General features: G+C 65.3%; 22 protein-coding genes and 3 tRNA genes. 14 read left to right on the forward strand and 11 right to left on the reverse strand.

Going from position 1 to position 24670, the window contains the following annotated elements:
- Window positions 1-27: 27 nt before the first annotated feature.
- From BO996_RS25105 to BO996_RS25125, 5 genes are all read left to right on the forward strand, one after another.
- Window positions 28-399 (forward strand): hypothetical protein, encoded by a 372-nt coding sequence (locus BO996_RS25105; protein WP_013800945.1) that lies wholly within the window; start codon window positions 28-30, stop codon window positions 397-399.
- Between the two features lie 125 nt (window positions 400-524).
- Window positions 525-1481 (forward strand): homoserine kinase, encoded by a 957-nt coding sequence (locus BO996_RS25110; RefSeq protein WP_043825092.1) that lies wholly within the window; start codon window positions 525-527, stop codon window positions 1479-1481.
- Between the two features lie 146 nt (window positions 1482-1627).
- On the forward strand, window positions 1628-2461 hold the full coding sequence (locus BO996_RS25115) for a BPSS1780 family membrane protein (RefSeq protein ID WP_012207126.1): 834 nt from the start codon (window positions 1628-1630) through the stop codon (window positions 2459-2461).
- Between the two features lie 306 nt (window positions 2462-2767).
- On the forward strand, window positions 2768-4720 hold the full coding sequence (locus BO996_RS25120) for a PhoX family protein (protein ID WP_071956673.1): 1953 nt from the start codon (window positions 2768-2770) through the stop codon (window positions 4718-4720).
- Between the two features lie 275 nt (window positions 4721-4995).
- Complete coding sequence (locus BO996_RS25125; protein ID WP_013800941.1) at window positions 4996-5628, forward strand: hypothetical protein; 633 nt, start codon at window positions 4996-4998, stop codon at window positions 5626-5628.
- 24 nt (window positions 5629-5652) lie between these two features.
- Here BO996_RS25125 and BO996_RS25130 read toward each other — a convergent pair whose 3' ends face one another.
- On the reverse strand, window positions 5653-8121 hold the full coding sequence (locus tag BO996_RS25130) for a UvrD-helicase domain-containing protein (RefSeq protein WP_071956674.1): 2469 nt from the start codon (window positions 8119-8121) through the stop codon (window positions 5653-5655).
- A 352-nt stretch (window positions 8122-8473) separates the two neighbouring features.
- Between BO996_RS25130 and BO996_RS25135 the strand changes: the two genes are divergently transcribed.
- From BO996_RS25135 to BO996_RS25150, 4 genes are all read left to right on the forward strand, one after another.
- On the forward strand, window positions 8474-9451 hold the full coding sequence (locus BO996_RS25135; protein WP_013800939.1) for a GMP reductase: 978 nt from the start codon (window positions 8474-8476) through the stop codon (window positions 9449-9451).
- Between the two features lie 185 nt (window positions 9452-9636).
- Window positions 9637-9712, forward strand: a tRNA-Lys gene (locus BO996_RS25140).
- Between the two features lie 55 nt (window positions 9713-9767).
- Window positions 9768-9843, forward strand: a tRNA-Lys gene (locus BO996_RS25145).
- A gap of 46 nt (window positions 9844-9889) precedes the next feature.
- Window positions 9890-9965 (forward strand) — tRNA-Lys (locus tag BO996_RS25150).
- Between the two features lie 36 nt (window positions 9966-10001).
- On the opposite strand, the gene BO996_RS25155 is transcribed toward BO996_RS25150, so the two are convergent.
- Window positions 10002-11000 carry a TRAP transporter substrate-binding protein gene (locus BO996_RS25155; protein ID WP_071956675.1) on the reverse strand — a complete coding sequence of 333 codons (999 nt, stop codon included), beginning with the start codon at window positions 10998-11000 and terminating at the stop codon, window positions 10002-10004.
- Window positions 11001-11266: 266 nt separating this feature from the next.
- On the opposite strand from BO996_RS25155, the gene BO996_RS25160 reads away from it, so the two are divergent.
- Entirely contained in the window at window positions 11267-12499 is a 1233-nt protein-coding gene (locus BO996_RS25160; protein WP_012207132.1) for a multidrug effflux MFS transporter, read from the forward strand.
- Window positions 12500-12521: 22 nt separating this feature from the next.
- On the opposite strand, the gene BO996_RS25165 is transcribed toward BO996_RS25160, so the two are convergent.
- The 3 genes from BO996_RS25165 to orn all read right to left on the reverse strand — a co-directional run bounded on the left by BO996_RS25165 (window position 12522) and on the right by orn (window position 17025).
- Window positions 12522-13991: a sensor domain-containing diguanylate cyclase gene (locus tag BO996_RS25165; RefSeq protein ID WP_330873353.1), complete on the reverse strand. Its 1470-nt coding sequence runs from the start codon at window positions 13989-13991 to the stop codon at window positions 12522-12524.
- A gap of 151 nt (window positions 13992-14142) precedes the next feature.
- Window positions 14143-16197, reverse strand: coding sequence for a DEAD/DEAH box helicase (locus BO996_RS25170; RefSeq protein WP_065345610.1), 2055 nt, complete (start codon window positions 16195-16197; stop codon window positions 14143-14145).
- Between the two features lie 324 nt (window positions 16198-16521).
- Complete coding sequence (orn, locus tag BO996_RS25175) at window positions 16522-17025, reverse strand: oligoribonuclease (RefSeq protein WP_230356148.1); 504 nt, start codon at window positions 17023-17025, stop codon at window positions 16522-16524.
- Window positions 17026-17166: 141 nt separating this feature from the next.
- Between orn and BO996_RS25180 the strand changes: the two genes are divergently transcribed.
- The 3 genes from BO996_RS25180 to rsgA are packed head-to-tail and all read left to right on the forward strand — an operon-like array spanning window position 17167 to window position 19804.
- Window positions 17167-18468, forward strand: coding sequence for a M48 family metallopeptidase (locus BO996_RS25180; protein ID WP_043782752.1), 1302 nt, complete (start codon window positions 17167-17169; stop codon window positions 18466-18468).
- A gap of 16 nt (window positions 18469-18484) precedes the next feature.
- Window positions 18485-18817: a 4a-hydroxytetrahydrobiopterin dehydratase gene (locus tag BO996_RS25185; protein ID WP_013800932.1), complete on the forward strand. Its 333-nt coding sequence runs from the start codon at window positions 18485-18487 to the stop codon at window positions 18815-18817.
- A gap of 18 nt (window positions 18818-18835) precedes the next feature.
- Window positions 18836-19804 (forward strand): ribosome small subunit-dependent GTPase A, encoded by a 969-nt coding sequence (gene rsgA, locus BO996_RS25190; protein ID WP_013800931.1) that lies wholly within the window; start codon window positions 18836-18838, stop codon window positions 19802-19804.
- 88 nt (window positions 19805-19892) lie between these two features.
- On the opposite strand, the gene BO996_RS25195 is transcribed toward rsgA, so the two are convergent.
- From BO996_RS25195 to rpsP, 6 genes are all read right to left on the reverse strand, one after another.
- On the reverse strand, window positions 19893-20882 hold the full coding sequence (locus BO996_RS25195) for a CobD/CbiB family protein (protein WP_034398910.1): 990 nt from the start codon (window positions 20880-20882) through the stop codon (window positions 19893-19895).
- A gap of 68 nt (window positions 20883-20950) precedes the next feature.
- The gene (locus tag BO996_RS25200; protein WP_043825071.1) at window positions 20951-21679 is read right to left on the reverse strand and encodes a CoA pyrophosphatase; all 729 of its coding nucleotides are present in this window, start codon (window positions 21677-21679) and stop codon (window positions 20951-20953) included.
- Window positions 21680-21766: 87 nt separating this feature from the next.
- Window positions 21767-22147, reverse strand: coding sequence for a 50S ribosomal protein L19 (gene rplS, locus BO996_RS25205; RefSeq protein ID WP_013800930.1), 381 nt, complete (start codon window positions 22145-22147; stop codon window positions 21767-21769).
- Between the two features lie 110 nt (window positions 22148-22257).
- Window positions 22258-23028: a tRNA (guanosine(37)-N1)-methyltransferase TrmD gene (gene trmD, locus BO996_RS25210; RefSeq protein WP_071956676.1), complete on the reverse strand. Its 771-nt coding sequence runs from the start codon at window positions 23026-23028 to the stop codon at window positions 22258-22260.
- A gap of 12 nt (window positions 23029-23040) precedes the next feature.
- On the reverse strand, window positions 23041-23610 hold the full coding sequence (gene rimM, locus BO996_RS25215; protein WP_013800928.1) for a ribosome maturation factor RimM: 570 nt from the start codon (window positions 23608-23610) through the stop codon (window positions 23041-23043).
- Between the two features lie 132 nt (window positions 23611-23742).
- Window positions 23743-23997 (reverse strand): 30S ribosomal protein S16, encoded by a 255-nt coding sequence (rpsP, locus tag BO996_RS25220; RefSeq protein WP_012207143.1) that lies wholly within the window; start codon window positions 23995-23997, stop codon window positions 23743-23745.
- Between the two features lie 146 nt (window positions 23998-24143).
- On the opposite strand from rpsP, the gene BO996_RS25225 reads away from it, so the two are divergent.
- Window positions 24144-24668, forward strand: a complete 525-nt coding sequence (locus BO996_RS25225; protein ID WP_013800927.1) for a GNAT family N-acetyltransferase — start codon at window positions 24144-24146, stop codon at window positions 24666-24668.
- The last annotated feature ends 2 nt before the right edge of the window (window positions 24669-24670 follow it).

Consider the following 24670-nt stretch of genomic DNA (forward strand, 5'->3'; position numbering starts at 1 on the left):
CCCGCTGCAAGTTCTACAATGGAGCCTATGCGCGCCGCTCCACTTTTCATCTTCCTGACCCTGGCCGCCAGCTCCGTGCTGGCCCAGAACCCCACGCCTGCCCCGGCTGCCTCCACCGCTCCTGCGGCGGCGACCGAGCAGACCGCGCCGGACACGGCCAAGCCCGAGGGGCGCGACCGAACCAACCAGCGCGTGGAACACATCCATGTGGAAGATGGCGGCAGCCGCGTTGACGAGCTGCGCGTGGGCGGCCAGACCCGCAGCATCACCGTGCAGCCCAAGGTCGGCGACATGCCTTCGTATGAAGTGCAGTCCAACGACGGCGCCCGTTCCTCGCGCAACCGCGGCGATGGCGACGGCACCAATGGCACGCGCGTCTGGAACCTCAAGAAGTTCTGATCCTCACCGGACTGTCCGGGCCCCCGGCCCGGCGGCATCCCAGGGGGCAGCACCTGACGGCGCTGCCCTCTTTCCATATCTGACGACAACGATTTCCGCCGCGCCCTGAAGGCCGGCAATGCAACATGGCCGTTTTCACCGAAGTCTCCGACAAAGACGCGCGCGAGCTGCTGCGCCGCATGTCCCTGGGTTCCTTCAAGGAGCTGCGCGGCATCCAGGGCGGCATAGAGAACACCAACTACTTTCTCACCACCGAACAGGGCGAGTGGGTGCTGACGCTGTTCGAGCGCCTGACGGCCGAGCAACTGCCCTTCTACCTGTACCTGATGAAGCACCTGGCGCAGGCCGGCATTCCCGTGCCCGACCCGCAGGCCGAGACGCGCAGCGGCGACATCCTGCTGAGCGTGTGCGGCAAGCCGGCCTCCATCGTCAACCGCCTGCCCGGCAAGAGCGAGCTGGCGCCCCAGCCCGCGCACTGCGCCGCCGTGGGCGAGATGCTGGCGCGCATGCACCTGGCCGGACGCGACTACGATCGCCAGCAGCCCAATCTGCGCAGCCTGCCCTGGTGGAACGAGACCGTGCCCACGGTCATCCCGCACATAGACGCCCCCACCGCCGACCTGCTGCGCTCCGAGCTGGCCTTCCAGAACCATGTGGCCGCCTCGCCCGCCTATGCGGCGCTGCCGCGCGGCCCCGTGCATGCCGACCTGTTCCGCGACAACGTGATGTTCGAGGGCGAGCGCCTGACCGGCTTCTTCGACTTCTACTTCGCAGGCGTGGACAGCTGGCTGTTCGACCTGGCCGTGTGCCTCAACGACTGGTGCATCGAACACGCCACCGGCGCCCATGACGCCACCAAGGCCAGGGCCATGATCGACGCCTACCAGTCGGTACGCCCCCTGACCGCCGCCGAGCGCGAGCTGTTCAACCCCATGCTGCGCGCGGGCGCGCTGCGCTTTTGGATTTCCCGCCTGTGGGATTTCCACCTGCCGCGCGAGGCCTCCATGCTCGTGCCCCACGACCCCACCCATTTCGAGCGCGTGCTGCGCCAGCGCCTGGCCCACCCGGTGGCGCTGGACTGACGTCCGAAGACCGCCACAGCGCGGCCGACAGAGGGCTTTGCGGTCCACGGGCCGCGCGTCCTCGGGTACAGTCCCCGTTCGGGCGCCAGCGGCGCGGCCCATGCCAGAGGCCATGCCCCATCCAGGCGCCCCGACTTCCTCACCCCATGAAACTTCTCATCGTTCCCGCCCGTACCGGCCTGCAATGGGTGCAGCAGGGCATCCGCACCTTCCGCCAGCAGCCGCTGGCACTGGCGGCGCTGTTCTTTCTGTCGATGGCGGCCATGTCGCTGGTCACGGTGCTGCCGCTGATCGGCCCCGTGATCGCGCTGGGCCTGCTGCCGGCCACCTCGCTGGCCATGATGGTGGCGGCGGCCGAGGCATCGCACGGGCGTGCGCCCACGCCGGCCCTGCTGCTGGTGGCCTTTCGTACCGGGCGCCAGCGCCTGAACTCCATGCTCACGCTGGGCGCCATGTATGCGGCAGGCTTCCTGCTAATCATGGGCCTGTCCATGCTGGTGGACGACGGCCAGTTTGCCAACGTCTACCTGGGCGGCGAGCCGCTGACGCGCGAGATCGCCGAGTCGCCCGACTTCCAGGCCGCCATGTGGCTGAGCATGGGCCTGTACCTGCCGCTGTCACTGCTGTTCTGGCACGCGCCGGGGCTGGTGCACTGGCACAACGTGCCCCCGGTCAAGGCCGTGTTCTTCAGCCTGGTGGCCTGTGTGCGCAACATCGGCGCGCTGGTGGTCTTCGGCTTGAGCTGGATGGGCGTGTTCATCGTGGCCGGCATCGTGATGGCCCTGATCTCGGCCGTGCTGGCCCAGGTGCTGGGCAGCATTGCCAACGGCCTGATGATCGGCACGGCCATGCTGCTGGCCGCCATGTTCTTCACCTCCATCGTCTTCACCTTCCGCGACTGCTTTGCAGCGCCCGATGAAAGCGATGGCAGCGACGCCATCGGCACCGAGCCGCCTGCGCCGCCCGGACTGTCCGGCTGAGCGCTTCGCCACTGCACCCCACAAAGCCTCTTTCAAGGGGCTTTTTCTTTGGACCTTTCTTCGGGCCCTTCTTCGGCTCCCTCTTCGCGCCTCTTCTTTGTTTTTTTGACTGGCCGCATCGCCTGGTACCCCTCGCCTGGCGGCTGTCATATGACGCTGTCACGGTTTCGTCATGCGGATGCCATCGCTGTGTCACACCGGCTGCCTAGCATGCCGTGCGGATGTCAAGCCAGCGAGTGCGCGGCGGCATCCCGGCCCATCCCGCCCCCGATGGGTTGACGCTGACAAACCCATAACGGAAGCCCCATGTCCCAATCCACGATGCTCTCCCGCCGCAAGGCGCTGCAATTCCTGACCGGCGCCCCCCTGCTGCCGCTCGGCTCCGCCGTGTCCGCCACCGGCCTGCTGACCGCCTGCGGCGGCGGTGACGACGGCCCCGCGAAGAACTATGTGGCGGCCAGCTTCACCTCCATGGCAGCGCCCACGCTGGCCAACCCCCAGGCCATGGCCAGGATGACCGTGGCCTCGCAGCTCAAGGTGCAGTTCAGCGACAACAGCGAGCAGAGCTTCGACCTGGGCTACCAGCCCTTCTTCGTCACCGGCGATGAAGTGTCCGACGGCAAGGGCGGCAAGATCCTGGCCGGCGGCTACTACGACATCAACAACAACAAGATCATCGACCGCACCGTGGCCGGCAGCGAGCGCCACTTCTTCTCCGATTCGCCCGACGGCACCTCACTGCTGACCGTGCCCAATGCCAAGGTGGACGGCGTCAAGGGCAAGCCCGTGTTCGCCGTGGTGCAGTTCGAATACACCACCTGGGCGCAGGACGGCAAGACCGACATGTACGGCAAGCTGCCCTCGCCCATCGCCGTGCTGACGCTGGACCAGGACCAGACCACGGGCAAGCTCAGCCTGGTCAAGTACCACAACGTGGACACCTCCAAGGTGCACGGCCTGTGGATCACCTGCGGCGCCAGCCTGTCGCCCTGGGGCACCCATCTGTCCAGCGAAGAGTACGAGCCCGACGCCTTCGCCACCGGCAATGCGCAGTTGCAGGCCTTCAGCCAGAACCTGTATGGCGACCAGACCAAGGCCAACCCCTACCACTACGGCCACATGCCCGAAGTGACGGTCAACGCGGACGGCACGGCCAGCATCAAGAAGCACTTCTGCATGGGCCGCATCTCGCACGAGCTGGTCCAGGTCATGCCCGACCAGCGCACGGCGCTGATGGGCGACGACGCCACCAACAGCGGCTACTTCGTCTTCGTGGCCGACAAGGAAAAGGACCTGTCCTCGGGTTCGCTGTACGTGGCCAAGGTGGGCGCGGGCTTCTCCATCGACCCCGCATCGGGCAGCGCCGCCGCGCTGACCTGGATCAAGCTGGGCTCGGCCACCAGCGCCGAGATCGAGCAGCTGGCCAACACGCTCAAGCCCACGGACATCATGACCGTGGCCAAGACCGATCCGGGCGACGCCAGCTACACCAAGATCACGGCCAACGGCAAGGTCGAGTGGATCAAGATCAACCCCGGCATGGACAAGGCTGCCGCCTTCCTGGAAACCCACCGCTACGCCGCCTTCAAGGGCGCGAGCATGGGCTTCACCAAGATGGAAGGCACGACCGTCAACGCCAAGGACAAGGTGGCCTACTCGGCCCTGCAGAACTGCGAAAAGTCCATGGTGGCCGGTGATGCGCTGAACGTGGCCGGCAACGGCGTGTCCATCCCCAAGCAGCTCAAGGCCGGCGCCGTGATGGCACTGAACCTGCGCGGCGGCCAGAAGGACACGGCAGGCGCCGCCATCAACAGCGAGTGGATGCCCGTGGACACCAAGGCCCTGCTGGCGGGCGAGGACATCAGCGCCGACGCGCTGGGCAACACCGGCAACCCGAACAAGATCTGCAACCCCGACAACCTCAAGTTCTCGGAGAAGATGCGCACCCTGTTCATCGGCGAGGACAGCGGCCAGCACGTGAACAACTTCCTGTGGGCCTACAACATCGACACCAAGCAGCTGTCGCGCCTGATGTCGATTCCCGCCGGCGGCGAATCCACCGGCCTGCATGCCGTGGACGAGATCAACGGCTGGACCTACATCATGAGCAACTTCCAGCACGCCGGTGACTGGGGCGCCATCCACAACGTGGTCAAGCCCACGCTGGACCCGCTGATCAGCGCCAACTATCGCGGCAAGTTCGGCGCCGCCGTCGGCTACCTGACCGGCTCCGCTGCCCAGCCCAAGCTGTCGGCCTGACCGCTGCCCCAGCGCCCCGCCGCCCTGCGGCGCGTGGCGCAGCCACACAAAGGCCATGGATTTCCATGGCCTTTTTTCATGTCTGCGTCGCAATTGCATGGATGTCATGAACCCGACTCTTAGCGTGCAAAACAAGAGTCATTCTCACCTGATCGCTATAATTTCTGATGCATTGCGGCGTCGCTCGCCCGCCATCGCACCATCTTCAGCCCCGCCGGATCACGCTCCTCAAGGCCCGGCAGGCGCACGCAGAGCCACACCACAGGAGAGACTCCATGACCGAACCTTCCCGCATCCTTCGCAGCACCGCCGCATGGCTGGCCGCCGCCGCCGCACTGGCGGTGCCGGCCGCGCATGCCGACTATCTCTGGCTGCAGCAGGACGCAGGACAGGCCCGGGCCTATGCCGGAGAGCTGCGCAAGCCGCTGGAACAGCTGCCGGCCCTGGAAGACGCCAAGCAGGTCCTGCCCGACGGCAAGAGCCTTCCCCTGAAGGCCGATGCCAATCATTTCACCGCGGACGCAGGCCAGGGCGATGTGCGCATCGCCGCCACGCGCCCCGGCGCCAATGGCGTGCTGACGTACTACCAGGCCCGTTTCGGCCGCAATGACACCAAGGCCGTGAACGACCTGGAGCTGGTGCCGACCACAGCGGGCGGCGATACGTTCCAGCTGGTGTTCAAGGGCCGCAAGGTCGCGGCCAGCCAGGTCAATGTGCAGACCAGCGAGGGCTGGTACCGCACGCTCACGCCATCGCAGGACGGCACGGTGAGCTTCAAGCCCTACTTCCCGGGCCTGTACGTGCTGGAGGTGACGGCGCGCGTGGACAACGGCTCGGTCACGCTGGACGGCAAGAAGTACACCGACGTGCGCCACACCACGACGCTGAGCTTCGAAGTCAAGCCCTGAGCGCCGCGCGCGGCAGCCCGCGCCTCACTCCACGACCGTGAGCTTGGCAATGGAAAGCGCCAGCCACTTCGTGCCGTGGCGCCCAAAGCTGACCTGGGCGCGCGCGTCGTCGCCCGTGCCTTCCAGGGCCAGCACCTTGCCTTCGCCGAACTTGTTGTGGAACACGTTCAGGCCCACGCGCAGGCCGTGGCCCGGAGCGGCCTTTTGCGGCGGCACGGGCGGGCTGGCGAAGACCTCGCTGCGCCAGCCTTCGGCCTTGTTGCCGAAGCCGCCGCGATCGCGTGAACCATAGCCGCCACCACCGCCGCCACCGGGGCGGGGCGCGTAGCTGCCAAAGCCGCCCTGCTTGGGGGTGATCCACTTGAGCGCCTCATCGGGCAGCTCGTCGAAGAAGCGGCTCTTGACGTTGTAGCGCGTCTGCCCGTGCAGCATGCGCGTCTGCGAATGGCTCAGGTACAGGCGCTTGCGCGCGCGGGTGATGGCCACATAGGCCAGGCGGCGCTCTTCCTCCAGGCCGCCGCGGTCCATCATGGCGTTCTCATGCGGGAACAGGCCCTCTTCCACGCCGCCGATGAAGACGGCGTCGAACTCCAGCCCCTTGGAGGCATGCACGGTCATCAGCTGCACAGCGTCCTGGCCGGCCTGGGCCTGGTTGTCGCCAGCCTCCAGCGCCGCGTGCGTCAGGAAGGCGGCCAGCGGCGACAGTGTCTCGCCGGTATCGGCATCGACCATGCCGGCCACGGTGCCGGCCGGCGGCGTGAGCGGCGTGTCCAGCAGCGGCAGCGCAGGGTCCAGGCCCTGGCTGGCCGGGCTTTGCGTCAGCGCCCTGGCGCCGTCGTGCTCGTCCAGCGGCAGGGCCACGGCATCGCGGCCAAAGCCTTCCTGGGTGACAAAGCTCTCGGCCGCGTTCACGAGTTCCTGCAGGTTCTCGATGCGGTCGGCGCCTTCCTTTTCGTTGCGGTAGTGCTCGAGCAGGCCGCTTTCTTCCTCGATGGCCTCGATGATCTCGCGCAGCGTGCGGCCCTGGGTCTGCTCGCGCAGCACGTCGATCTTGGCGACAAAGCCTGCGAGCTTGGTGCCCGGCGCGCCCGGCACCGCCGAGACGGCATCGTGCAGCGAGCAGCCCGCGCTGCGCGCCGCGTCCTGCAGCGTCTCCACGCTGCGCGCGCCGATGCCGCGCGGCGGGAAGTTCACCACGCGCAGAAAGCTGGTGTCGTCGTGCGGGTTCTCCAGCAGGCGCAGGTAGGCCAGCGCATGCTTGATTTCGGCGCGCTCGAAAAAGCGCAGCCCGCCGTACACGCGGTAGGGAATGGCGGCATTGAACAGCTGCGATTCGATCACCCGGCTTTGCGCATTGCTGCGGTAGAGCACGGCGATTTCCTGGCGCTGCCAGCCGTCCTTTTTCACAAGCTGCTGGATTTCCTCGACCATCCACTGCGCCTCGGCCATGTCGGTGGGCGCTTCGTAGATGCGCACGGGCTCGCCCGGGCCCTGGGTGGTGCGCAGGTTCTTGCCCAGGCGCTGGCTGTTGTGGCTGATGAGCGCGTTGGCGCAGTCGAGGATGTTGCTGTAGGAGCGGTAGTTCTGCTCCAGCTTGATCTGCTGACGCACGTCGAACTCGCGCACGAAGTCCTGCATGTTGCCCACGCGCGCACCGCGAAAGGCGTAGATGCTCTGGTCGTCGTCGCCCACGGCGATCACGCTGCCCGTGGCCTGCAGGCGGCCATCCACCATGTCGCCCGCCAGCTGCTTGAGCCACTGGTACTGCAGCTTGTTGGTGTCCTGGAACTCGTCGACCATGATGTGGCGAAAGCGCCGCTGGTAGTGGGCGCGCAGCGCGGCATCGTCGCGCAGCAGCTCGTAGGAGCGCAGCATCAGCTCGCCGAAATCGACCACGCCTTCGCGCTGGCACTGCTCCTCGTAGAGCTGGTAGATCTCGACCTTCTTGCGCGTGTCCGGGTCATTGGCCACCACGTCGCCGGGGCGCATGCCCTCTTCCTTGCAGCCGGCAATGAAGTACTGCAGCTGCTTGGGCGGAAAGCGCTCGTCGTCCACGTTGAACTGCTTGCACAGGCGCTTGACGGCCGACAGCTGGTCCTGCGTGTCCAGGATCTGGAAGGTAGACGACAGCTTTGCCGCCTGGTGGTGGGCGCGCAGCAGCCGGTTGCACAGGCCGTGGAAGGTGCCGATCCACATGCCGCGCACGTTGTAGGGCAGCATGGCCGACAGGCGGGCCAGCATTTCCTTGGCCGCCTTGTTGGTGAAGGTCACGGCCAGGATGGAGCCCGGCGTGGCCTGGCCCGTCTGCAGCAGCCAGGCGATGCGCGTGGTCAGCACCCGCGTCTTGCCCGAGCCCGCACCGGCCAGGATCAGCGCGTGGCCGGCCGGAAGCGTGACGGCAGCGAGCTGCTCCTCATTGAGGTGGGTCAGCAAAGGGGAGTTGGGGGCGGGCGCGGCACCGGAGGCGCCGTCGAGCAGATCGATCGGGAACATCCTGGCATTGTAGAAAGCACCTCGCTCCCCAGGGAAACCGATGCCGCATTTCCCGCAATCTGCCCGAAATCTGCCCGCGATCTGGCCGCAATAGGCCCGCGCAGCGCGCCCTTGCAGGTTCATAACGCCATCCCTATAACCGCTATATCGACAGGGTGCCCAGGCCCGTCGCCGGCAACGTATAGAATCAATCACCGGGCCCAAGTTTCTTGCGGTCCGGTTTTTTGTGCCCGGGCCACAGCCGCCCTGGCGACGCGGCCCGCCCGCGCCGCCCGCAAGACCGGCCTCCAAGCCAAGCGCCCCATCGCGGAGGGATGTTCCTGCCGCGACCTTTCATGGAGCTTGGAATCAAATGGAAATCTTCGACTACGACAACATCCTGCTGCTGCCGCGCAAGTGCCGCGTGGAAAGCCGCTCGGAGTGTGATGCCAGCGTGGAGCTGGGCGGTCGGTCCTTCCGCATCCCGGCCGTGCCGGCCAACATGAAGACGGTGGTGGATGAGAGCATCTGCACCTGGCTGGCCCAGAACGGCTACTTCTACGTGATGCACCGCTTTGACCTGGACAACGTGCAGTTCGTGCGCGAGATGCAGGGCAAGGGCTGCTTCGCCTCCATTTCACTGGGCGTCAAGAAGCCCGACTACGACACCGTGGACCGCTTCGTCGCCGAAGGCCTGTGCCCCGAATACATCACCATCGACATCGCCCACGGCCATGCCGACAGCGTGAAGAACATGATCGGCTACCTCAAGGAAAAGCTGCCCAAGTCCTTCGTGATCGCCGGCAACGTGGGCACGCCCGAAGCCGTGATCGACCTGGAGAACTGGGGCGCTGACGCCACCAAGGTCGGCATCGGCCCCGGCAAGGTCTGCATCACCAAGCTCAAGACGGGCTTTGGCACGGGCGGCTGGCAGCTGTCGGCGCTCAAGTGGTGCGCGCGCGTGGCGACCAAGCCCATCATTGCCGATGGCGGCATCCGCAGCCACGGCGACATCGCCAAGAGCGTGCGCTTTGGCGCCACCATGGTGATGATCGGCTCGCTGTTCGCGGGCCACGAGGAATCGCCGGGCCAGACCGTCGAGGAAAACGGCCAACGCTTCAAGGAGTACTACGGCTCGGCCTCGGACTTCAACAAGGGCGAGTACAAGCACGTGGAGGGCAAGCGCATCCTCGAACCCGTCAAGGGCCTTCTGGCCAACACCCTGATCGAGATGGAGCAGGACGTGCAAAGCTCGATCAGCTACTCCGGCGGCAAGAAGCTGATGGACATCCGCAAGGTCAACTACGTGATCCTGGGCGGTGACAACGCAGGCGAACATCTGCTGATGTAAGCGCGCTGCGCGCCAGCACCCCAAAGGCGGCATCGGCCGCCTTTTTTTGCGGCTGCGCACCGGGCGGCACGCGGGCCCGGCTCAGTGCCACCAGGCCATGAACTAAAAATTTGGCGCGTCTTCCTGCAAGCGCACAAAAAATGCCGCATAATTGCGGTCTCGTTTGCAGCGCAGACTTGTTTTTGGGGCTCTTAGCTCAGCTGGTAGAGCAGCGGACTCTTAATCCGTTGGTCGAGTGTTCGAATCACTCAGGGCCCACCAAAAATTCCTTTTCAGCCTGGATTCATCCAGGCTGATTCCTTCGGAATACCCGAGGGGGCTCTTAGCTCAGCTGGTAGAGCAGCGGACTCTTAATCCGTTGGTCGAGTGTTCGAATCACTCAGGGCCCACCAAGAATTTTTTTGCCTGATCTCATCAGGCATCCACGCAGAAATACGTGGGCTCTTAGCTCAGCTGGTAGAGCAGCGGACTCTTAATCCGTTGGTCGAGTGTTCGAATCACTCAGGGCCCACCACCAATACCCAGAACAAGGCACTCGGCGCGACAGCGCTCAGTGCCTTTTCTTGTTGTATTCCATCAGCACAGACATATTGCTGCTGCCAGCCTTGGCCACCCACTCCCGGCCAAAGCGCTCGCCCACCAGATCCAGCATGTGGCGCAGATCCGCCGAAGGCGCGGCCACGGATACCTTGTTGTCGGCAAGGATCTTCTTGCCCAGCTCATCGGCCTGCTGGGCGAGCGCCCAGCCCTCTTTTTCAGCCGACTCGGCAGCGCGGCCGATGGCCTGGCGCTCAGGCTCGGTGAAGCCCCTCCAGGCAAGTTCGCTGACGCAAAGCATGTTCTTGGGAATCCAGGCCTTGATATCCAGAAACACCTTCATGGCCTTCCAGGCCTGGATGTCGGCGCCCGTGGCGCTGGAGGTAATCATGGCATCGATGCCACCTTGCTCCACAACGGCACCCAGATCGCCTGCGGCAATCACCACCGGCTGCGCCCCCCAGAGCTCGGCCAACCGCTTGGTCGCATCGCTTTGCACGCGCAGCCTGAGGCCCTTGAGATCCGCGATGCTGTGGACCGGGCGCCGGCTCAGGAGACCCTGCGCCGGCCAGGGCGCGGCAAACAGCAGGCGCGCGCCCTGCTGGGCCAGCAAGAACTCCTGCAGCACGGGACGGGTCAACTGCCACAGGCGCGCGGCCTCGTCAAAGCCACGCACGATGAAAGGCAGCGAGTCCATGGCCAGCAGCGGATGGATATCCACATAGGACGACATGAGAACTTCGCCGAACTGGATTTCATTGCGCTTGAGCGCAGGAAGCACCTGCGCCATGGGCTTGAGCGCAGAGTTGGACACCACATCGATCTCCAGCGCCTGCTGGGTATCGGCACCCACGCGCGCCGCGAAGTTGCGCAGGTTCTGCGTGTGGAAGATGCCATCGCCATAGGCCGCCGACAGCTGCAGTCGGCGGCCCTTGGACCAGGCAGCGCCGGCGGTCAGTTGCAACGCAGCCGGGGCCAGACCCGATATCAACGTGCGGCGAGAAACAGTCATGAAAGATCCTTGGCGAAAGCGCCCAGAACCATGCCATCCACCCCACGGCGGACCTGTGCATGCTGGCGCAAAAGATAAATTCTATCGATATTTACATCATTTAGATACAAACTATCGACCCATTCCATCGCCCAGGTCATTCGCCAAGCCATCCGTCACACCGGATTCCAGCCAAGCCGCTACAGTGTCACCCTGCCGCAGGCGCAAGGGCGCGCGGCCTTTTTCTGCGCCTGCGGTCTCCCGCAACGCACAACCGCCTCGCCTGCATGCCACAAAATGTTTCCCCGCTCTGGCAGGGCCCGCGCTGGGCCCTGGCCGTCCTGCTTGCCATCCTGGGCATGCTGGGGCCGTTCTCGATCGATACCTACATCCCCGCCTTCTCCGGCATCGCCCAGGCCCTGAACGCCACGCCGCTGCAGATGCAGCAGACGCTGTCGGCCTATCTGTTCGGCTTTGCCTTCATGAACCTTTTCCACGGCGCCATGGCCGACAGCTTTGGCCGCCGGCCCGTGGTGCTGTGGGGGCTGGCCGTATTCACGCTGGCATCGGCGGGCTGTGCGCTGTCGCAGAACATCACGCAGCTGGTGCTGTTTCGCGCGTTGCAGGGCCTGTCCACGGGTGCCGGCATCGTGGTGTCGCGCGCCGTGGTGCGCGACCTGTTTCCACCCGCCCAGGCCCAGCGCGTGATGGCGCAGATCACCATCTTCTTTGGCATAGCGCCAGCCCTGGCCCCTGTGATGGGCGGCTGGCTGTTCATACACCTGGGCTGGGCGGCAGTGTTCTGGTTCCTGACCCTGGTGGGCGTGCTGCTGTGGGGCATCAACTGGCGATTCCTGCCGGAATCCCTGCCACAGGCGCAGCGCCAGCCCTTCCGCTTCAAGCCTCTGATGCACGGCTACAAGGAGCTGTGCAGCGATCCGCGCTTTGTGCTGCTGGCCTTTGCCAGCGGCGTGCCGTTCAACGGCATGTTTCTGTATGTGCTGTCGGCGCCCGCCTTCCTGGGCGACCTGCTGCACCTGCAGCCGCAGCAGTTCTTCTGGTTCTTCGTGATCTCGATCTCGGGAATCATGGGCGGCGCATGGGTGAGCGGCCGTCTGGCCGGGCGCATTCCGCCCAAGCACCAGATCCGCCATGGCTTTCTGATCATGTTCGTCGTGTCCATCATCAACCTGGTCGCCAACCTGATCTGGCCCGCCCACGTGAGCTGGGCGCTGATTCCCGTGGGGGTGTTCGCCTTCGGCTGGGCCATGATGGTGCCCGTGGTCACGCTGCTGGTGCTGGACATCCACCCGGAGCGGCGCGGCCTGGCCTCATCGCTGCAGGCCGTGGTCGGCTCCACGGCCAATGGCATCGTGGCCGGCATGATTGCACCGCTGGTGATGCATTCGACCGTACTGCTGGCCCTGGGCTCGATCAGCATGATGCTGATCGGGCTGGCGTCCTGGATCTACCTGCACCACCGCTGGCCCGAAATCGGGCGGCACGCCTCGGAGGCCTGACAGGCACTGCGGTGCAAGACCGCTAAGCGCGGCCCGCGCGGCGGTCCAGCATTCTTTCCTTGTAGTAGCGCGCCTTTTCGGCATACATGGCCTGGTCGGCGCGCGAGACGGTGGCCTCGACCTGGCTGCCCGAATCGCAGCAGGCCACGCCCATGGACAGGCTGACCGCCTGGCCCGGATAGAACTGGTTGTTGAGCTCCAGCAGCGAGAGGATGCGCTCCTTGACCGCCTCGGCGCCGCGCTCGTCCGAAGCCGGCAAAAGCACCATGAATTCGTCGCCGCCTATGCGCGCCGCGCAGGCAGGCGCATCCACGGCCTTGGTCAGCACTTCGCCCACGCGGCGCAGCATGTCGTCGCCTGCAGCATGGCCATGCTCGTCATTGGCCTCCTTGAGGCCATTCATGTCGATGGCAATCACCGCCAGCGGCCAGGGCCCCTTGCGTGCCAGGCGATTGAGTTCCTCGATATAGAAGGCGCGATTGCGCAACTGGGTCAGCACATCGTGCTTGCCCAGGTATTCGAGGTAGGCCTCGGCCTTCTTGCGCGCCGTGATGTCCACCAGCGACAGCAGCACCAGCCCCCAGTCATCTGCATGGCCATCGAGCACGGCCAGCTGCATGTGGATGTGCAGAGCGTCGCCTGACAGGGCGTAGTTCACCACTTCGCGGTGCTGCACGAGCTTGCCGCTCCAAAGGTCCTGCAACTGATCGGCAAAGGAGTCGATCATCTCGTCACGGAAGATGCGGCCCAGCCGGCTCAGCAGTTGCAGCTTGTCGGTGGCGCCGAACATGCGCAGCGTCTGGCGGTTCACGTCCACGACGCGAATCTCCTGCATGCAGCGCGAGACGAATTCCGGGTGCACCTTGAGGAAGGTGGCGAAGTCGCTGATGCCCTGGGCGCGCACATCGTCGAGCAGGCGCTTGATGGCGCTGAAATCCTCGACCCACAGCGACACAGGCGAGTACTCGAACAGGTCGCGCGAGTACTGTTCGCTGCGGTGCAGCTGGCGCGCGCTGCGCATCTCGGCCGTCACGTCTTCCAGCGACACCAGCACGCAGTCCCAAAGCGCTTCATGACCGGGCAGGATGCGGCCACGGATCTGCACATCGAGCCGTCGCCCGTCCAGCGTGTAGTTGGCGGTGCGGTTGGCAAAGCTCAGAGAGCCCTGCCACAGATCCTCCAGCTCGCAGGCCAGGCCCGCATGCATGTCATCGCGGAACACCTGACCCAGGCTGGCAAGAAAGGTCTGCTGGTCACTGGCGCCGAACAGGTCCAGCGTGCGCTGGTTGACGCGCACCACCTTGAGCGCCGCGCTGCACTGCTGCAGCGCCTGAGGGTGGGCCAGGAAATGCGCCTGCAGATCGGTCACGCCCTGTGCACGCCACTGGTCGAGCAGCCGCTTGAGCGCGCTGTAGTCCTCCAGCCATAGCGAGACGGGGGCCAGTTCGAACATGTGTTCAAAATCCACACTGGACGCGATCAAAGACTCCACAGGGCACCTCCGCGCCGCGATTATGGCAGTCACAGAGCCCGCCAGACAGCAGGTTCTGCACCATCAAGGACAGGCCGCACCACGCGAGGACGCAGATGGCCGAAAAAAAACCGGCCCCGAAGGGCCGGTCTGCATGCAATGCCGAGATCGATCAGCGCACGACGCGCTTGCGATCACCGCCCTGGGGCGAGTAAGGCTTGGGAGCGCTCTTGCCGAAGGCAGGACGGCGCTCGCCGCCGCCGAAGCCGCCACGGGATTCGCCACCGCCAAAGCCGCGCGACTCGCCGGATGCACCACGGAAGCCGCCTTCGCGGGGAGCGCCATCACGGCGATCGCCGCCACGCGGAGCGCCACGGTCGCCGCTGAAGCCACGGCCTTCACCGCCACGGCCAAAGCCGCCTTCGCGCGGGGCCTGGCTGTAGCCGCCTTCACGCGGAGCCTGGCTATAGCCGCCTTCGCGCTGACCTTGGCCCTGGCCGAAGCCGCCTTCGCGCTGGCCACCGCCAAAGCCACCGAAGCCAGCCTTGCGGCCATAGCCTTCGGAATCACGGCGTGCACCGAAGCCACGATCGCCACCGCGATCACCGAAGCTGCGCTCGCGATCGCCGCCAAAGCCACGATCACCACCGAAACCGCCACGGCCACCGCCGCCGGCACCACGGCGATCGCCGCCACGGCTTTCAAAACCACCGCCGCCACGACGGCCGCCACGGCCTTCGTTGCTGCTGGGTGCGCGCTGTGCAGGTTCCAGGCCAGGAATCACTTCGGCCTTGAATTGCTGGCGGCTGTAGGCCTCGATATCGAAAATGCGACGACGGTCACGGAATTCCGCGAACGTGACGGCCACACCTTCGCGACCGGCACGGCCCGTGCGGCCGATACGGTGGGTGTAGTCCTCGGCCTTCATGGGCAGGCCGTAGTTGAAGACGTGGGTGATGGTGGGCACGTCGATGCCGCGTGCGGCCACATCGGTAGCCACCAGCACCTGCACCTGACCGCTGCGCAGCGCCATCAGGCGGCGGTTGCGCAGGCCCTGGCTCAGGGCGCCGTGCAGTGCCACGGCGGAGAAGCCGTCTTGCTGCAGGTCATTGGCCAGGCCGTCGCACTCGACCTGGGTCGATGCGAAAACGATGGCCTGGTTGATCGTGGTGTCGCGCAGCCAGTGGTCCAGCAGCTTGCGCTTGTGCTGGGAGTTGTCGGCCCAGAACAGCACTTGCTTGATGCTGGCGTGCTTTTCCTGGGGCGTGTCGATGGTGACCTTCTTCACGCCGGAGCCGCCGTCATGCATCACGCGCATGGCCAGTTGCTGGATGCGGGGCGCGAAGGTGGCGCTGAACATCATGGTCTGCTTGCGCTGTGCCGTCAGGTCGTTGACTTCGGCCAGATCGTCCGAGAAGCCCAGGTCCAGCATGCGGTCGGCTTCGTCCACCACCAGGAACTGAACCTGGTCGAGCTTGATCTGCATCGAGCGCTGCAGGTCCAGCAGACGGCCGGGAGTGGCCACCACGAGGTTGGCGTTCTGCAGCTTGGCGATCTGCAGCTGGTAGGGCATGCCGCCCACCACGTTGGCGATGCGGATGCCGCGGCAGTGCTTGACCAGCTCGATGGCGTCATGCGCCACCTGCTGTGCCAGCTCGCGCGTGGGGCACAGGATCAGGGCGCCGGGAACGGCTGCCTTGAAGTTGCGGGGATTCGTGGGGTCCTTGCGCTTGTTGCGCTTGGGCGTGGGCTGGCCGCTGGCCGTTGCTTCGGCGCACTGGCGGTCATATTCGGCGCGGATGGCGGCTTCTTCGTCAGCCTTTTGCTGGATCAGCGTGTGCAGCACGGGCAGCAGGAAGGCAGCGGTCTTGCCCGAGCCGGTCTGGCTGGACACCATCAGGTCGATGAAGGCCTGGTCATCACTGCCCATGGCCAGGGGAATGGCTTGCGCCTGCACGGCCGTGGGCTGGGTGTAGCCCAGATCGGCAACGGCACGGACCAGTTCTTCAGCCAGGCCCAGCTCGATGAAGGCATTGGGCAGTTCGGGGGCTGCTTCAACAGCCTCGGCGCCTTCGGCGATTTCCACGACTTCGGCGGCGGCCAGGGATTCGGCGGCCTGCTCGGCGCTGGCAACGGCGGCGTTCAGCACGGAAGATGCTTCAGCGGCGGAAGCAAAAGAGGAATCGGCAGCGGCAATGATGCCCTGCTCTTGAGAGATATCGTTCATGAATGGCTCTAACGAAAAGCACGCGCAGTCAGCGATCTGGCACGCTTTTCTCGACGGTTGGGTCAACATCCACCGTCAGACTTAACCGGCCCTTCGCAAAAGGGCGGATGGGCATTTTCGGCTGGTCCGAAACCGGTGGTCCCGCCATCCATGAAAGCCTTCATGGTGGTCTATGGACACCGACCACAGACACACAGCGCAGGGGCCCTTGTGTGATGGAGATGTGCAAATTGCCCCTTGTTGATGGGGGCAAGCTGTAGATTGTCGCACTCCCCGGGTTTTCCCGCAAGCCCCTGTCATAAAAAATGGCCGGGGCCGCCAGATTCAGACGCTCAGCAGGCGCGCGCGATAGTGCGCCAGCTCATCGATGGACTCGTGCACATCGGCCAGTGCCGTGTGGCGCTGGGCCTTCTTGAAGGAGGCATAGGCGTCGGGCTTCCAGCGCCTGGCCAGTTCCTTGAGGGTGCTGACATCGACATTGCGGTAGTGGAAGAAGTTGTTGAGCTTGGGCATGTAGCGCTCCATGAAGCGCCTGTCCTGCCCGATGCTGTTGCCGCACAGCGGGGCCTTGGCCTTGGGAACGTACTGCGAGAGGAACTTGATCAGCGCAGCCTCCGCATCGGCCTCGCTGATGGTCGATGCCTTGACGCGATCAATCAGGCCGCTCCTGCCATGCGTGCCCTTGTTCCAGGCATCCATTCCATCGAGCAGCGCATCTGCCTGATGGATGGCAAATACCGGCCCTTCGATGCGAATGGCCAGGTCCGGACTGGTGACGACCACGGCGATCTCGATGATGCGATCGGTATCGGGCTGCAGCCCGGTCATCTCGCAGTCGAGCCAGACGAGGTTGAGATCGGATTTGGCCAGGGTGATGGGCGTGCCGGGTTCGGCGGGGACGGGAATGCAAGCGCTGGCGGCTTCGGAGGCTTCGGACATGGCCCAAATTGTCGCCTACACTGCGGCCACATGGCCTTCAACCCCGATTTTTCCTCGACGCTGTCCCTGCTGTTTGCCGCAGCCGTGCTCGCCCAGTGGCTGCTGCGCGCTTGGCTGGCCTCGCGCCAGGTCCGCCATGTGGCCCGCCATCGGGCCGAGGTGCCTGAGGCCTTTGCGCAACGCATCAGCCTCGCGGCCCATCAAAAGGCCGCCGACTACACGCTGGCCAAGGCCCGCATCGCCCTGATCGAGATGACGCTGGGCGCCGTGGTGCTGCTCGCATGGACGCTGCTGGGCGGGCTCGACGCACTCAACCAGTGGCTGCTGGAACTGATGGGTGCCGGCCTGTGGCAGCAACTGGCACTGCTGGCCGGCTTTGCCCTGATCTCCGGGCTGGTGGAGCTGCCTCTGTCGCTCTACCAGACCTTTGTGCTGGAGCAGCGCTTTGGATTCAACCAGATGACGCTGCGGCTGTGGCTGACCGATGCCATCAAGTCCACCGCCATGGGCGCGGCCATCGGCCTTCCCCTGGCAGCCCTGATCCTGTGGCTCATGGGCTCGGCCGGCGACCTGTGGTGGCTGTGGGCCTGGGCCGTGTGGACGGCTTTCAACCTGCTGCTGATGTGGATCTTTCCGACCTTCATCGCACCGCTGTTCAACAAGTTCGAACCGCTGGCCGAAGGCACGCTCAAGGAGCGCGTGAGCGCGCTGATGCAGCGCTGCGGCTTCACGGCCAAAGGCCTGTTCGTGATGGATGGCAGCCGCCGCTCGGCCCATGCCAATGCCTATTTCACGGGCTTCGGCCATTCCAAGCGCGTGGTGTTCTTCGACACCTTGCTCAAGCAGCTCGACGCCGACGAGGTGGAGGCCGTGCTCGCGCACGAGCTAGGCCACTTCAAGCACCGCCACATCCTCAAGCGCATGCTGCTGATGTTCGCCGCCAGCCTGGCCGGCTTCGCACTGCTGGGCTGGCTGTCGCAGCAGCTGTGGTTCTACCTGGGCCTGGGCGTGCGCCCGGGTCTTGACCTTGCGCTGGGCCATGGCGGAATAGGCGCCGGCAACGAGGCCGTGGCACTGCTGCTGTTCCTGCTGGCCGTGCCGGTGTTCAGCTTCTTTGTCACCCCGCTGTTCTCGGCCCTGTCGCGCCGCGATGAGTTCGAAGCCGATGCCTATGCCATGCAACAGGCCAGCGGCGCCCATCTGGCCTCGGCACTGCTCAAGCTGTACGAGGACAATGCTTCAACGCTCACGCCCGATCCCTGGTACGTGGGCTTTTACTACTCGCATCCGCCCGCCCTCGCCCGGCTGGCGCGCATGCCTTCTCCGACCTGACCCTTTCACATCCACCATGAGCACACAACGCTTGCAACAACAGGACTGGTCCACGCAGCAGCGCCGCGCGCTGACGCCGGACGAATTGCGCACCGCACTGGCGGACCTGCCGGGGTGGCAGCTCGATGGCGATGCCATCGCCAAGAGCTACGCCTTTGCCAATTACTACGAGACCATGGCCTTCGTGAACGCACTGGCCCTGATCGCCCACCAGCAGGACCACCACCCCGACCTGACCGTGAGCTACGGCCGTTGCGGTGTGCGCCTGAACACGCATGACGTGAACGGCATCTCGTCCACCGACATCGAGTGCGCCCGGCGCATCGATGCGCTGCTGGAGCGTCCATGAATCCCACCCCGGCATCCCATGGCTGAGCGCTCCGCATTGCGAGAAGGCCTGGTCGTCTCCAGCCATGGCCGCCACTGCGTGGTCGAGACCGAAGAAGGCGCACGCCACATCTGCCATCCGCGCGGCAAGAAGAGCCAGACCGTGGTCGGCGACCGCGTGCGCTGGCAATTGCCACCCGCCGGCCAGGGCGAGGAAGGCACCATAGAGAAGGTGCTGGAACGGCGCAACCTGTTCTACCGCCAGGACGAGATACGCACCAAGTCCTTTGCGGCCAACATCGACCAGGTGCTGATCCTGATCGCAGCCGAGCCGGTGTTCTCCGAAAGCCAGCTGGCCCGTGCCCTCATCACCGCCGAAGCCACCCACATCAAGCCCCTGATCGCACTGAACAAGCGTGACCTGGCCGAGCCCTTCGCCGATGCCTGGGAGCGCCTGAAGCCCTATCGCGAGATGTACCTGGGCCAGGAAACGCCGCACTACGAGGTGCTGTCGCTGTCGCTGGCCAACGAAGGCGAGGCCGACCGGCAGTTGCTGATGCAACACCTCAAGGGCAAGGCCACCTTGGTCCTGGGCCCGTCCGGCTCGGGCAAAAGCACCTTGATCAACCTGCTGGTGCCCGGCGCACGCGCGGCCACCAACGAGATCTCGCAGGCGCTGAACTCCGGCAAGCACACGACCACCACGACCAGCTGGTACTGGATGGACGAAGAGCGCACCACGGCGCTGATCGACTCACCGGGCTTCCAGGAATTCGGCCTGCGCCACATAGAGCCCACGGACCTGCCCCGCTGCATGCCCGACATCGGCGCCCATGCGCAGGAATGCAAGTTCTACAACTGCACACATCTGCACGAGCCGGGATGCGCCGTCATGCCGCGCGTGGAAGACGAGGAAACCGGAATGGATGCCGACCACGACATCAGCGCCAACCGCTACTACATCTACGCTGAGCTGTTCGATGAATTGAGCCAGGCGCAGAAGTACTGACCTCCTCAAAACGACGACTTGGCTGCATCAGGAAGGGCGGGCTGCTGCCTGGCAAGACAGGCAGGGCTCGCCTTCTGCGGCGCAGCGATCAGCCCAGCAAACGCGCCAGCGACAGCAGGGCCAGCAGCAGCAGCCAGACCACGACCGAACGCCAGACCAGGCCGACCACGCTGCGCAGATGGCCGATCTCGGGCTCGCGGCCCGGCGTGGCTTCGCTGTCCACATCGAGATCGATCTCCTCGCCGTCGTCGCGGGTCACCGAGATGCCTTCGCGGCGCTTGAGTGCCTCGCCGCCCAGGCGCACGTTGATGGCACCCGAGGTGGCGGCCAGGATCACGCCATCGTTGTCGTTGGGAAAGCGCTGGGCATGGAAGCGCCAGCCTTCGATGGCTTCCTCGAAGCTGCCGACCACGGCAAAGGACAGCGCCGTCAACCGTGCAGGCAACCAGTCGATCACGGTCCAGGCCAGCCGGGAGGTGTGCTGCAACTGGGGACTGACCTGGGTGCCGCCCACCAGGCCCTTGCGCGACCAGGAGCGCGACAGGTGCTCGGTCATGCGGTAGAACACGGCGCCGAGCGGGCCCAGCCCCAGCGCTGCCAGCGCAGAGAACCAGAACAGAACGCCAAACACATGGCGATGCGCGGCCAGCACCGAGTACTCGATCACATGGCGCACGACCTCGCTGCGCGGCACCTCGCTGGCATCGACCTGCTGCCAGTGAGCCAGCGCCTCGCGCGCGGCATACTCATCGCCTGCATCCAGCGCATCGCGGATGCGTGTGAAGTGGTGGCTGAACTGGCGAAAGCCCAGCGTCACATAGAGCACGGCCACATTCCAGACCATGGCCAGCGGCCAGCCCACGCCCCACAGCAGCAGCAGGTAGATGCCCGTCACCAGCACGCAGGGCAATGCCACCGCCACGGTCCAGGCCAGCCAGCCATGGTGCGCCTGGCCGGCATCGAAGTTGCGGCGCACCGAAACCGTCCAGGCTCTGTAGCCTGTGTGCACGAGATTGGCCGGCGTCAACGGGCGCGCCTGCTCGATCAGCAAGGCGATCAGAATGGCAAAGAAACTCATCCGGCCATCATACTGGCGCATGCAGACAGGTCAGTGACCCCGGGGTGGCACGGCCCGCGATCCGGGCATCAGGCCGACAGGAATCGGTAAAGATTTCGCAGCATGCCGGCCGTGGCGCCCCAGATGTAGCGCTGGCGATCACCATCCTGGTAGGGCATTGCAAACCATTCGCGCGGCACGCCGTTCCAGACCATGGAGTGGCGCTCATGGTTGGCAGGATCGAGCAGGAAGGCCAGCGGCACCTCGAACACATCCGCCACTTCGTAGGGATTGGGATTGAGGTGCGCCCGGGGATCGACCAGGGCCACCACCGGCGTGATCAGGAAGGCCGTGCCCGTGATGTAGATGGGCAGCGTGCCCAGCACTTGCACATCGCTGGCGGCCAGTCCGACTTCCTCATGCGCCTCGCGCAGGGCCGTGGCCTGGGCAGAGGCATCCTCCGGATCGCGCTTGCCGCCCGGAAATGCCACCTGCCCCGAATGCGTGGACAGGTGGGCCGTGCGCTCGGTCAGCAGCACCGTGGGTTCGGGGCGAAGCACGATGGGCACGAGCACGGCGGCATCGGTGGGCTGGCGATCGCTGAAGCGCTTCTCGCGCACCACCTCGGGAGCCCATTGGGGCGGCAGCGCAAAGCGCTGGCGCAGGGCCTCGGGCGTACGGGCCTCGGGGGGCACGGCAGGCAGGTGACTGTCCTTGCCAATCAGTTGCGCCATGCGCGGGTCGGCGATCGACGGCACGGCTGCGGGCACTGGCCCGCCGGTCGGCACGGGAATGGCGGTATCGGGCAGAGAGGACACGAATGAAGGCTTGTGATGGGAAACGGCCGGACAACAAAAAAGCCGCTACAGGCGACTGTAGCGGCTTTCCAGCTGTGACGCAGGTGCTTAGGCTTCGGCAGAAACCTTGACACGCGACGGCAGCTTTTCCTTGATGCGGGCCGACTTGCCGCTGCGCTCGCGCAGGTAGTACAGCTTGGCACGACGCACATCACCGCGACGCTTGACTTCGATGCCGGCGATCAGGGGCGAGTAGGTCTGGAACGTACGCTCCACGCCTTCACCGCTGGAGATCTTGCGAACGGTGAAGCCGCTGTTCAGGCCACGGTTGCGCTTGGCGATCACCACGCCTTCGTAAGCCTGCACGCGCTTGCGGCTGCCTTCGACCACGTTCACGCTCACGATGACGGTGTCACCGGGGGCGAACTGGGGGATGGTCTTGTTCAGACGGGCGATTTCCTCTTGCTCGAGGATCTGGATCAGATTCATGGTCAACATCCAATCGATCTTGTCCGCGCCAGGATTGGCAAGCGCCGGGATTGGCGCCATGGCTGCTTTGTTCGTAGCAGCGGCCGGATAGAGGATCGAAGAATCGCGGATTATAGCCCGGAGACGTTTTTTGCCAAAAACCCCTCGTCCTTGGCGTTGAGCAGGCCCTGGGCGCGCGCCTGCTCTATCAGCTCGGGCCGGTGCCTGGCCGTGATGGACAGGCGCTGGTCACGGCGCCAGCGCTCGATCTGCGCGTGGTGGCCGGACAACAGTGGCGCCGGCACTTCCCGCCCTTCCCAGACTTCGGGGCGGGTGTAGTGCGGGCAATCGAGCAGGCCGTCGAGCGCCGGATTGAAGCTGTCCTGCTGGAAACTGCCTTCGTCATTGAGCACGCCGGGCTGCAGCCGCGCGACGGCATCCAGCAGGGCCATGGCAGCGATCTCGCCGCCAGACAGCACGAAGTCGCCCAGGCTCAACTGGTGCGTGACATGGGTATCGATGAAGCGCTGGTCCAGGCCCTCGTAGCGGCCGCACAGCAAGATTGCGCCCTGCCCCTGCGCCCAGTCGGCCACCACGGCATGGCGCAGCGTGGTGCCGATCGGCGAGAACAGCACCACGGGAGCCGGCTCGGGCTCGCCGGCATCACGGCGTGCCTGCCGGGCCGCCTCCAGGCAGCGCTGCAGCGGCTCGGCCATCATCACCATGCCCGGACCGCCGCCAAAGGGGCGATCGTCCACGCGCCGGTAGTTGCCCTGGGCATGGTCGCGCGGATTCCACAGGTGTACGCCGACCTGGCCCGAGGCATAGGCACGGCGCGTGACGCCGCTTTCAAGAAACGGCGTGAACAGCTCAGGGAACAGCGTGATGATGTCGAAGCGCATGGAGGTCGGCGATCAATAGTCGGGCTGCCAGTCGGCAACGATGGTCTTGCCCGGCAGATCCACCTTGTCCACATAGGCATCGACAAAGGGAATCATGCGCTCGCGCTCCTTGCCATCCTCTTCATAGGCCAGCACCAGCACGGTCTGCGGGCCGGTGGACAGCAGGTCGCGGACGACGCCCAGAGCCACGCCCTCGCGGTTGACCACGGACAGGCCCAGCAGATCGACCCAGTAATACTCGCCATCTTCGGGCTGCGGGAAATCGCTGCGCGCCACGAAGATGCGCGCGCCACGCAGGGCCTCGGCGGTATTGCGGTCGTTCACGACAGGCGATGTGGCGACGACGGAATCGGAGTGGACGCGCGCCTGCTTGACCGGCAGCAGCACCGTACCGGTGAACTGCCGCGCACCCTTCTCGGGGGGCTGCAGATACCACTGCTTTGCGGTGAACAGGGCCTCGGGGTCGGCACTGAAGGCGGCCACCTTGAACCAGCCCTTGATGCCCCAGGCATCGGCGATGCGCCCGACCTCCACGGCATCGGCGGGCAGGACGCTGGCTTCGAGTTCAGGCATGTGGCTCATGGCAGTCGGTAGGCAGTAGATGGACAGTCAATGCAGATCGTTGCAGATCCGTGCAAGGCGATCCGGAGGGGAAAACAAAAACGGGCTCCGTCAGACAAGCCAACGGAACCCGATTTCAGAAGGGATGCTGAATTAGGCAGCAGTCTTCTGGGTGGCCTGCTTGATCAGGCGCTCTGCGGTCTCGGAAGCCTGCGCGCCAACGCCCTTCCAGTAGTTCACGCGGTCCAGAGCAACGCGCAGACCCTCTTCGCCGCCACGGGCGTTGGGGTTGTAGAAGCCCAGGCGTTCGATGAACGAACCATCGCGGCGCACGCGCTTGTCGGCGGCAACGATGTTGTAGAACGGACGGGCCTTGGAACCGCCGCGAGAGAGTCGAATGACGACCATGATTTTCCTTCGGGTGGGCGCAGCCACCACACAATTAACTAGACAATGAATGGCTGCACATGTTTTGCGGCGTTTGAGACACGCGACATGACCACCCGGCCAGCGACACGCCGTAAAACCAGCGATTATATCCAACTTCCCTTTCCATGCCTACCATTCGCTCAAGCCTGGACGGCGATCTCGCCGCCATCACCTCCATTTACCGCCACCACGTGCTGCACGGCACGGGCACGTTCGAGACCGATCCCCCTGCCGAATCGGACATGGCAACGCGCCGCGCGGACGTGCTGGCCAAGGGCCTGCCCTATCTGGTCGCCGTGGACGAACAGGGCCAGGTGCTGGGCTTTGCCTATGCCAACTGGTTCAAGCCGCGCCCGGCCTATCGCTTCTCCGCCGAGGATTCCATCTACGTGCATGACGCGGCGCGCGGCCAGGGCGTGGGCCGCCTGCTGCTCGATGCGCTGTCGCGCGAATGCGAGGCAGCCGGCGTGCGCAAGCTGCTGGCGGTGATCGGTGACTCGGCCAATGCCGGCTCCATCGGCGTGCACCGCGCTGCGGGCTTCACCCCGGCGGGCACGCTGAGTTCCATGGGATGGAAGTTCGGCCGCTGGCTGGACATCGTCCTCATGGAGAAGACCCTGGGAGACGGCAACCGCAGTTCGCCCGAATAATG

Source organism: Delftia sp. HK171 (genome assembly GCF_001886655.1).
Classification (GTDB): Bacteria; Pseudomonadota; Gammaproteobacteria; order Burkholderiales; family Burkholderiaceae_C; genus Comamonas; species Comamonas acidovorans.

Excerpts from the sequence above, each read along its gene's own strand:
- BO996_RS25195 (WP_034398910.1), bottom strand. The coding sequence starts at position 20,882 with ATGAGTTTCTTTGCCATTCTGATCGCCTTGCTGATCGAGCAGGCGCGC.
- BO996_RS25130 (WP_071956674.1), bottom strand. The coding sequence starts at position 8,121 with ATGTTCCCGATCGATCTGCTCGACGGCGCCTCCGGTGCCGCGCCCGCC.
- BO996_RS25225 (WP_013800927.1), top strand. The coding sequence starts at position 24,144 with ATGCCTACCATTCGCTCAAGCCTGGACGGCGATCTCGCCGCCATCACC.
- BO996_RS25105 (WP_013800945.1), top strand. The coding sequence starts at position 28 with ATGCGCGCCGCTCCACTTTTCATCTTCCTGACCCTGGCCGCCAGCTCC.
- rpsP (WP_012207143.1), bottom strand. The coding sequence starts at position 23,997 with ATGGTCGTCATTCGACTCTCTCGCGGCGGTTCCAAGGCCCGTCCGTTC.
- BO996_RS25120 (WP_071956673.1), top strand. The coding sequence starts at position 2,768 with ATGTCCCAATCCACGATGCTCTCCCGCCGCAAGGCGCTGCAATTCCTG.
- BO996_RS25185 (WP_013800932.1), top strand. The coding sequence starts at position 18,485 with ATGAGCACACAACGCTTGCAACAACAGGACTGGTCCACGCAGCAGCGC.
- BO996_RS25115 (WP_012207126.1), top strand. The coding sequence starts at position 1,628 with ATGAAACTTCTCATCGTTCCCGCCCGTACCGGCCTGCAATGGGTGCAG.
- BO996_RS25155 (WP_071956675.1), bottom strand. The coding sequence starts at position 11,000 with ATGACTGTTTCTCGCCGCACGTTGATATCGGGTCTGGCCCCGGCTGCG.
- BO996_RS25180 (WP_043782752.1), top strand. The coding sequence starts at position 17,167 with ATGGCCTTCAACCCCGATTTTTCCTCGACGCTGTCCCTGCTGTTTGCC.
- orn (WP_230356148.1), bottom strand. The coding sequence starts at position 17,025 with ATGACCGGGCTGCAGCCCGATACCGATCGCATCATCGAGATCGCCGTG.
- rimM (WP_013800928.1), bottom strand. The coding sequence starts at position 23,610 with ATGAGCCACATGCCTGAACTCGAAGCCAGCGTCCTGCCCGCCGATGCC.
- BO996_RS25170 (WP_065345610.1), bottom strand. The coding sequence starts at position 16,197 with ATGAACGATATCTCTCAAGAGCAGGGCATCATTGCCGCTGCCGATTCC.
- BO996_RS25160 (WP_012207132.1), top strand. The coding sequence starts at position 11,267 with ATGCCACAAAATGTTTCCCCGCTCTGGCAGGGCCCGCGCTGGGCCCTG.
- BO996_RS25110 (WP_043825092.1), top strand. The coding sequence starts at position 525 with ATGGCCGTTTTCACCGAAGTCTCCGACAAAGACGCGCGCGAGCTGCTG.
- rplS (WP_013800930.1), bottom strand. The coding sequence starts at position 22,147 with ATGAATCTGATCCAGATCCTCGAGCAAGAGGAAATCGCCCGTCTGAAC.
- BO996_RS25135 (WP_013800939.1), top strand. The coding sequence starts at position 8,474 with ATGGAAATCTTCGACTACGACAACATCCTGCTGCTGCCGCGCAAGTGC.
- trmD (WP_071956676.1), bottom strand. The coding sequence starts at position 23,028 with ATGCGCTTCGACATCATCACGCTGTTCCCTGAGCTGTTCACGCCGTTT.
- BO996_RS25125 (WP_013800941.1), top strand. The coding sequence starts at position 4,996 with ATGACCGAACCTTCCCGCATCCTTCGCAGCACCGCCGCATGGCTGGCC.
- rsgA (WP_013800931.1), top strand. The coding sequence starts at position 18,836 with ATGGCTGAGCGCTCCGCATTGCGAGAAGGCCTGGTCGTCTCCAGCCAT.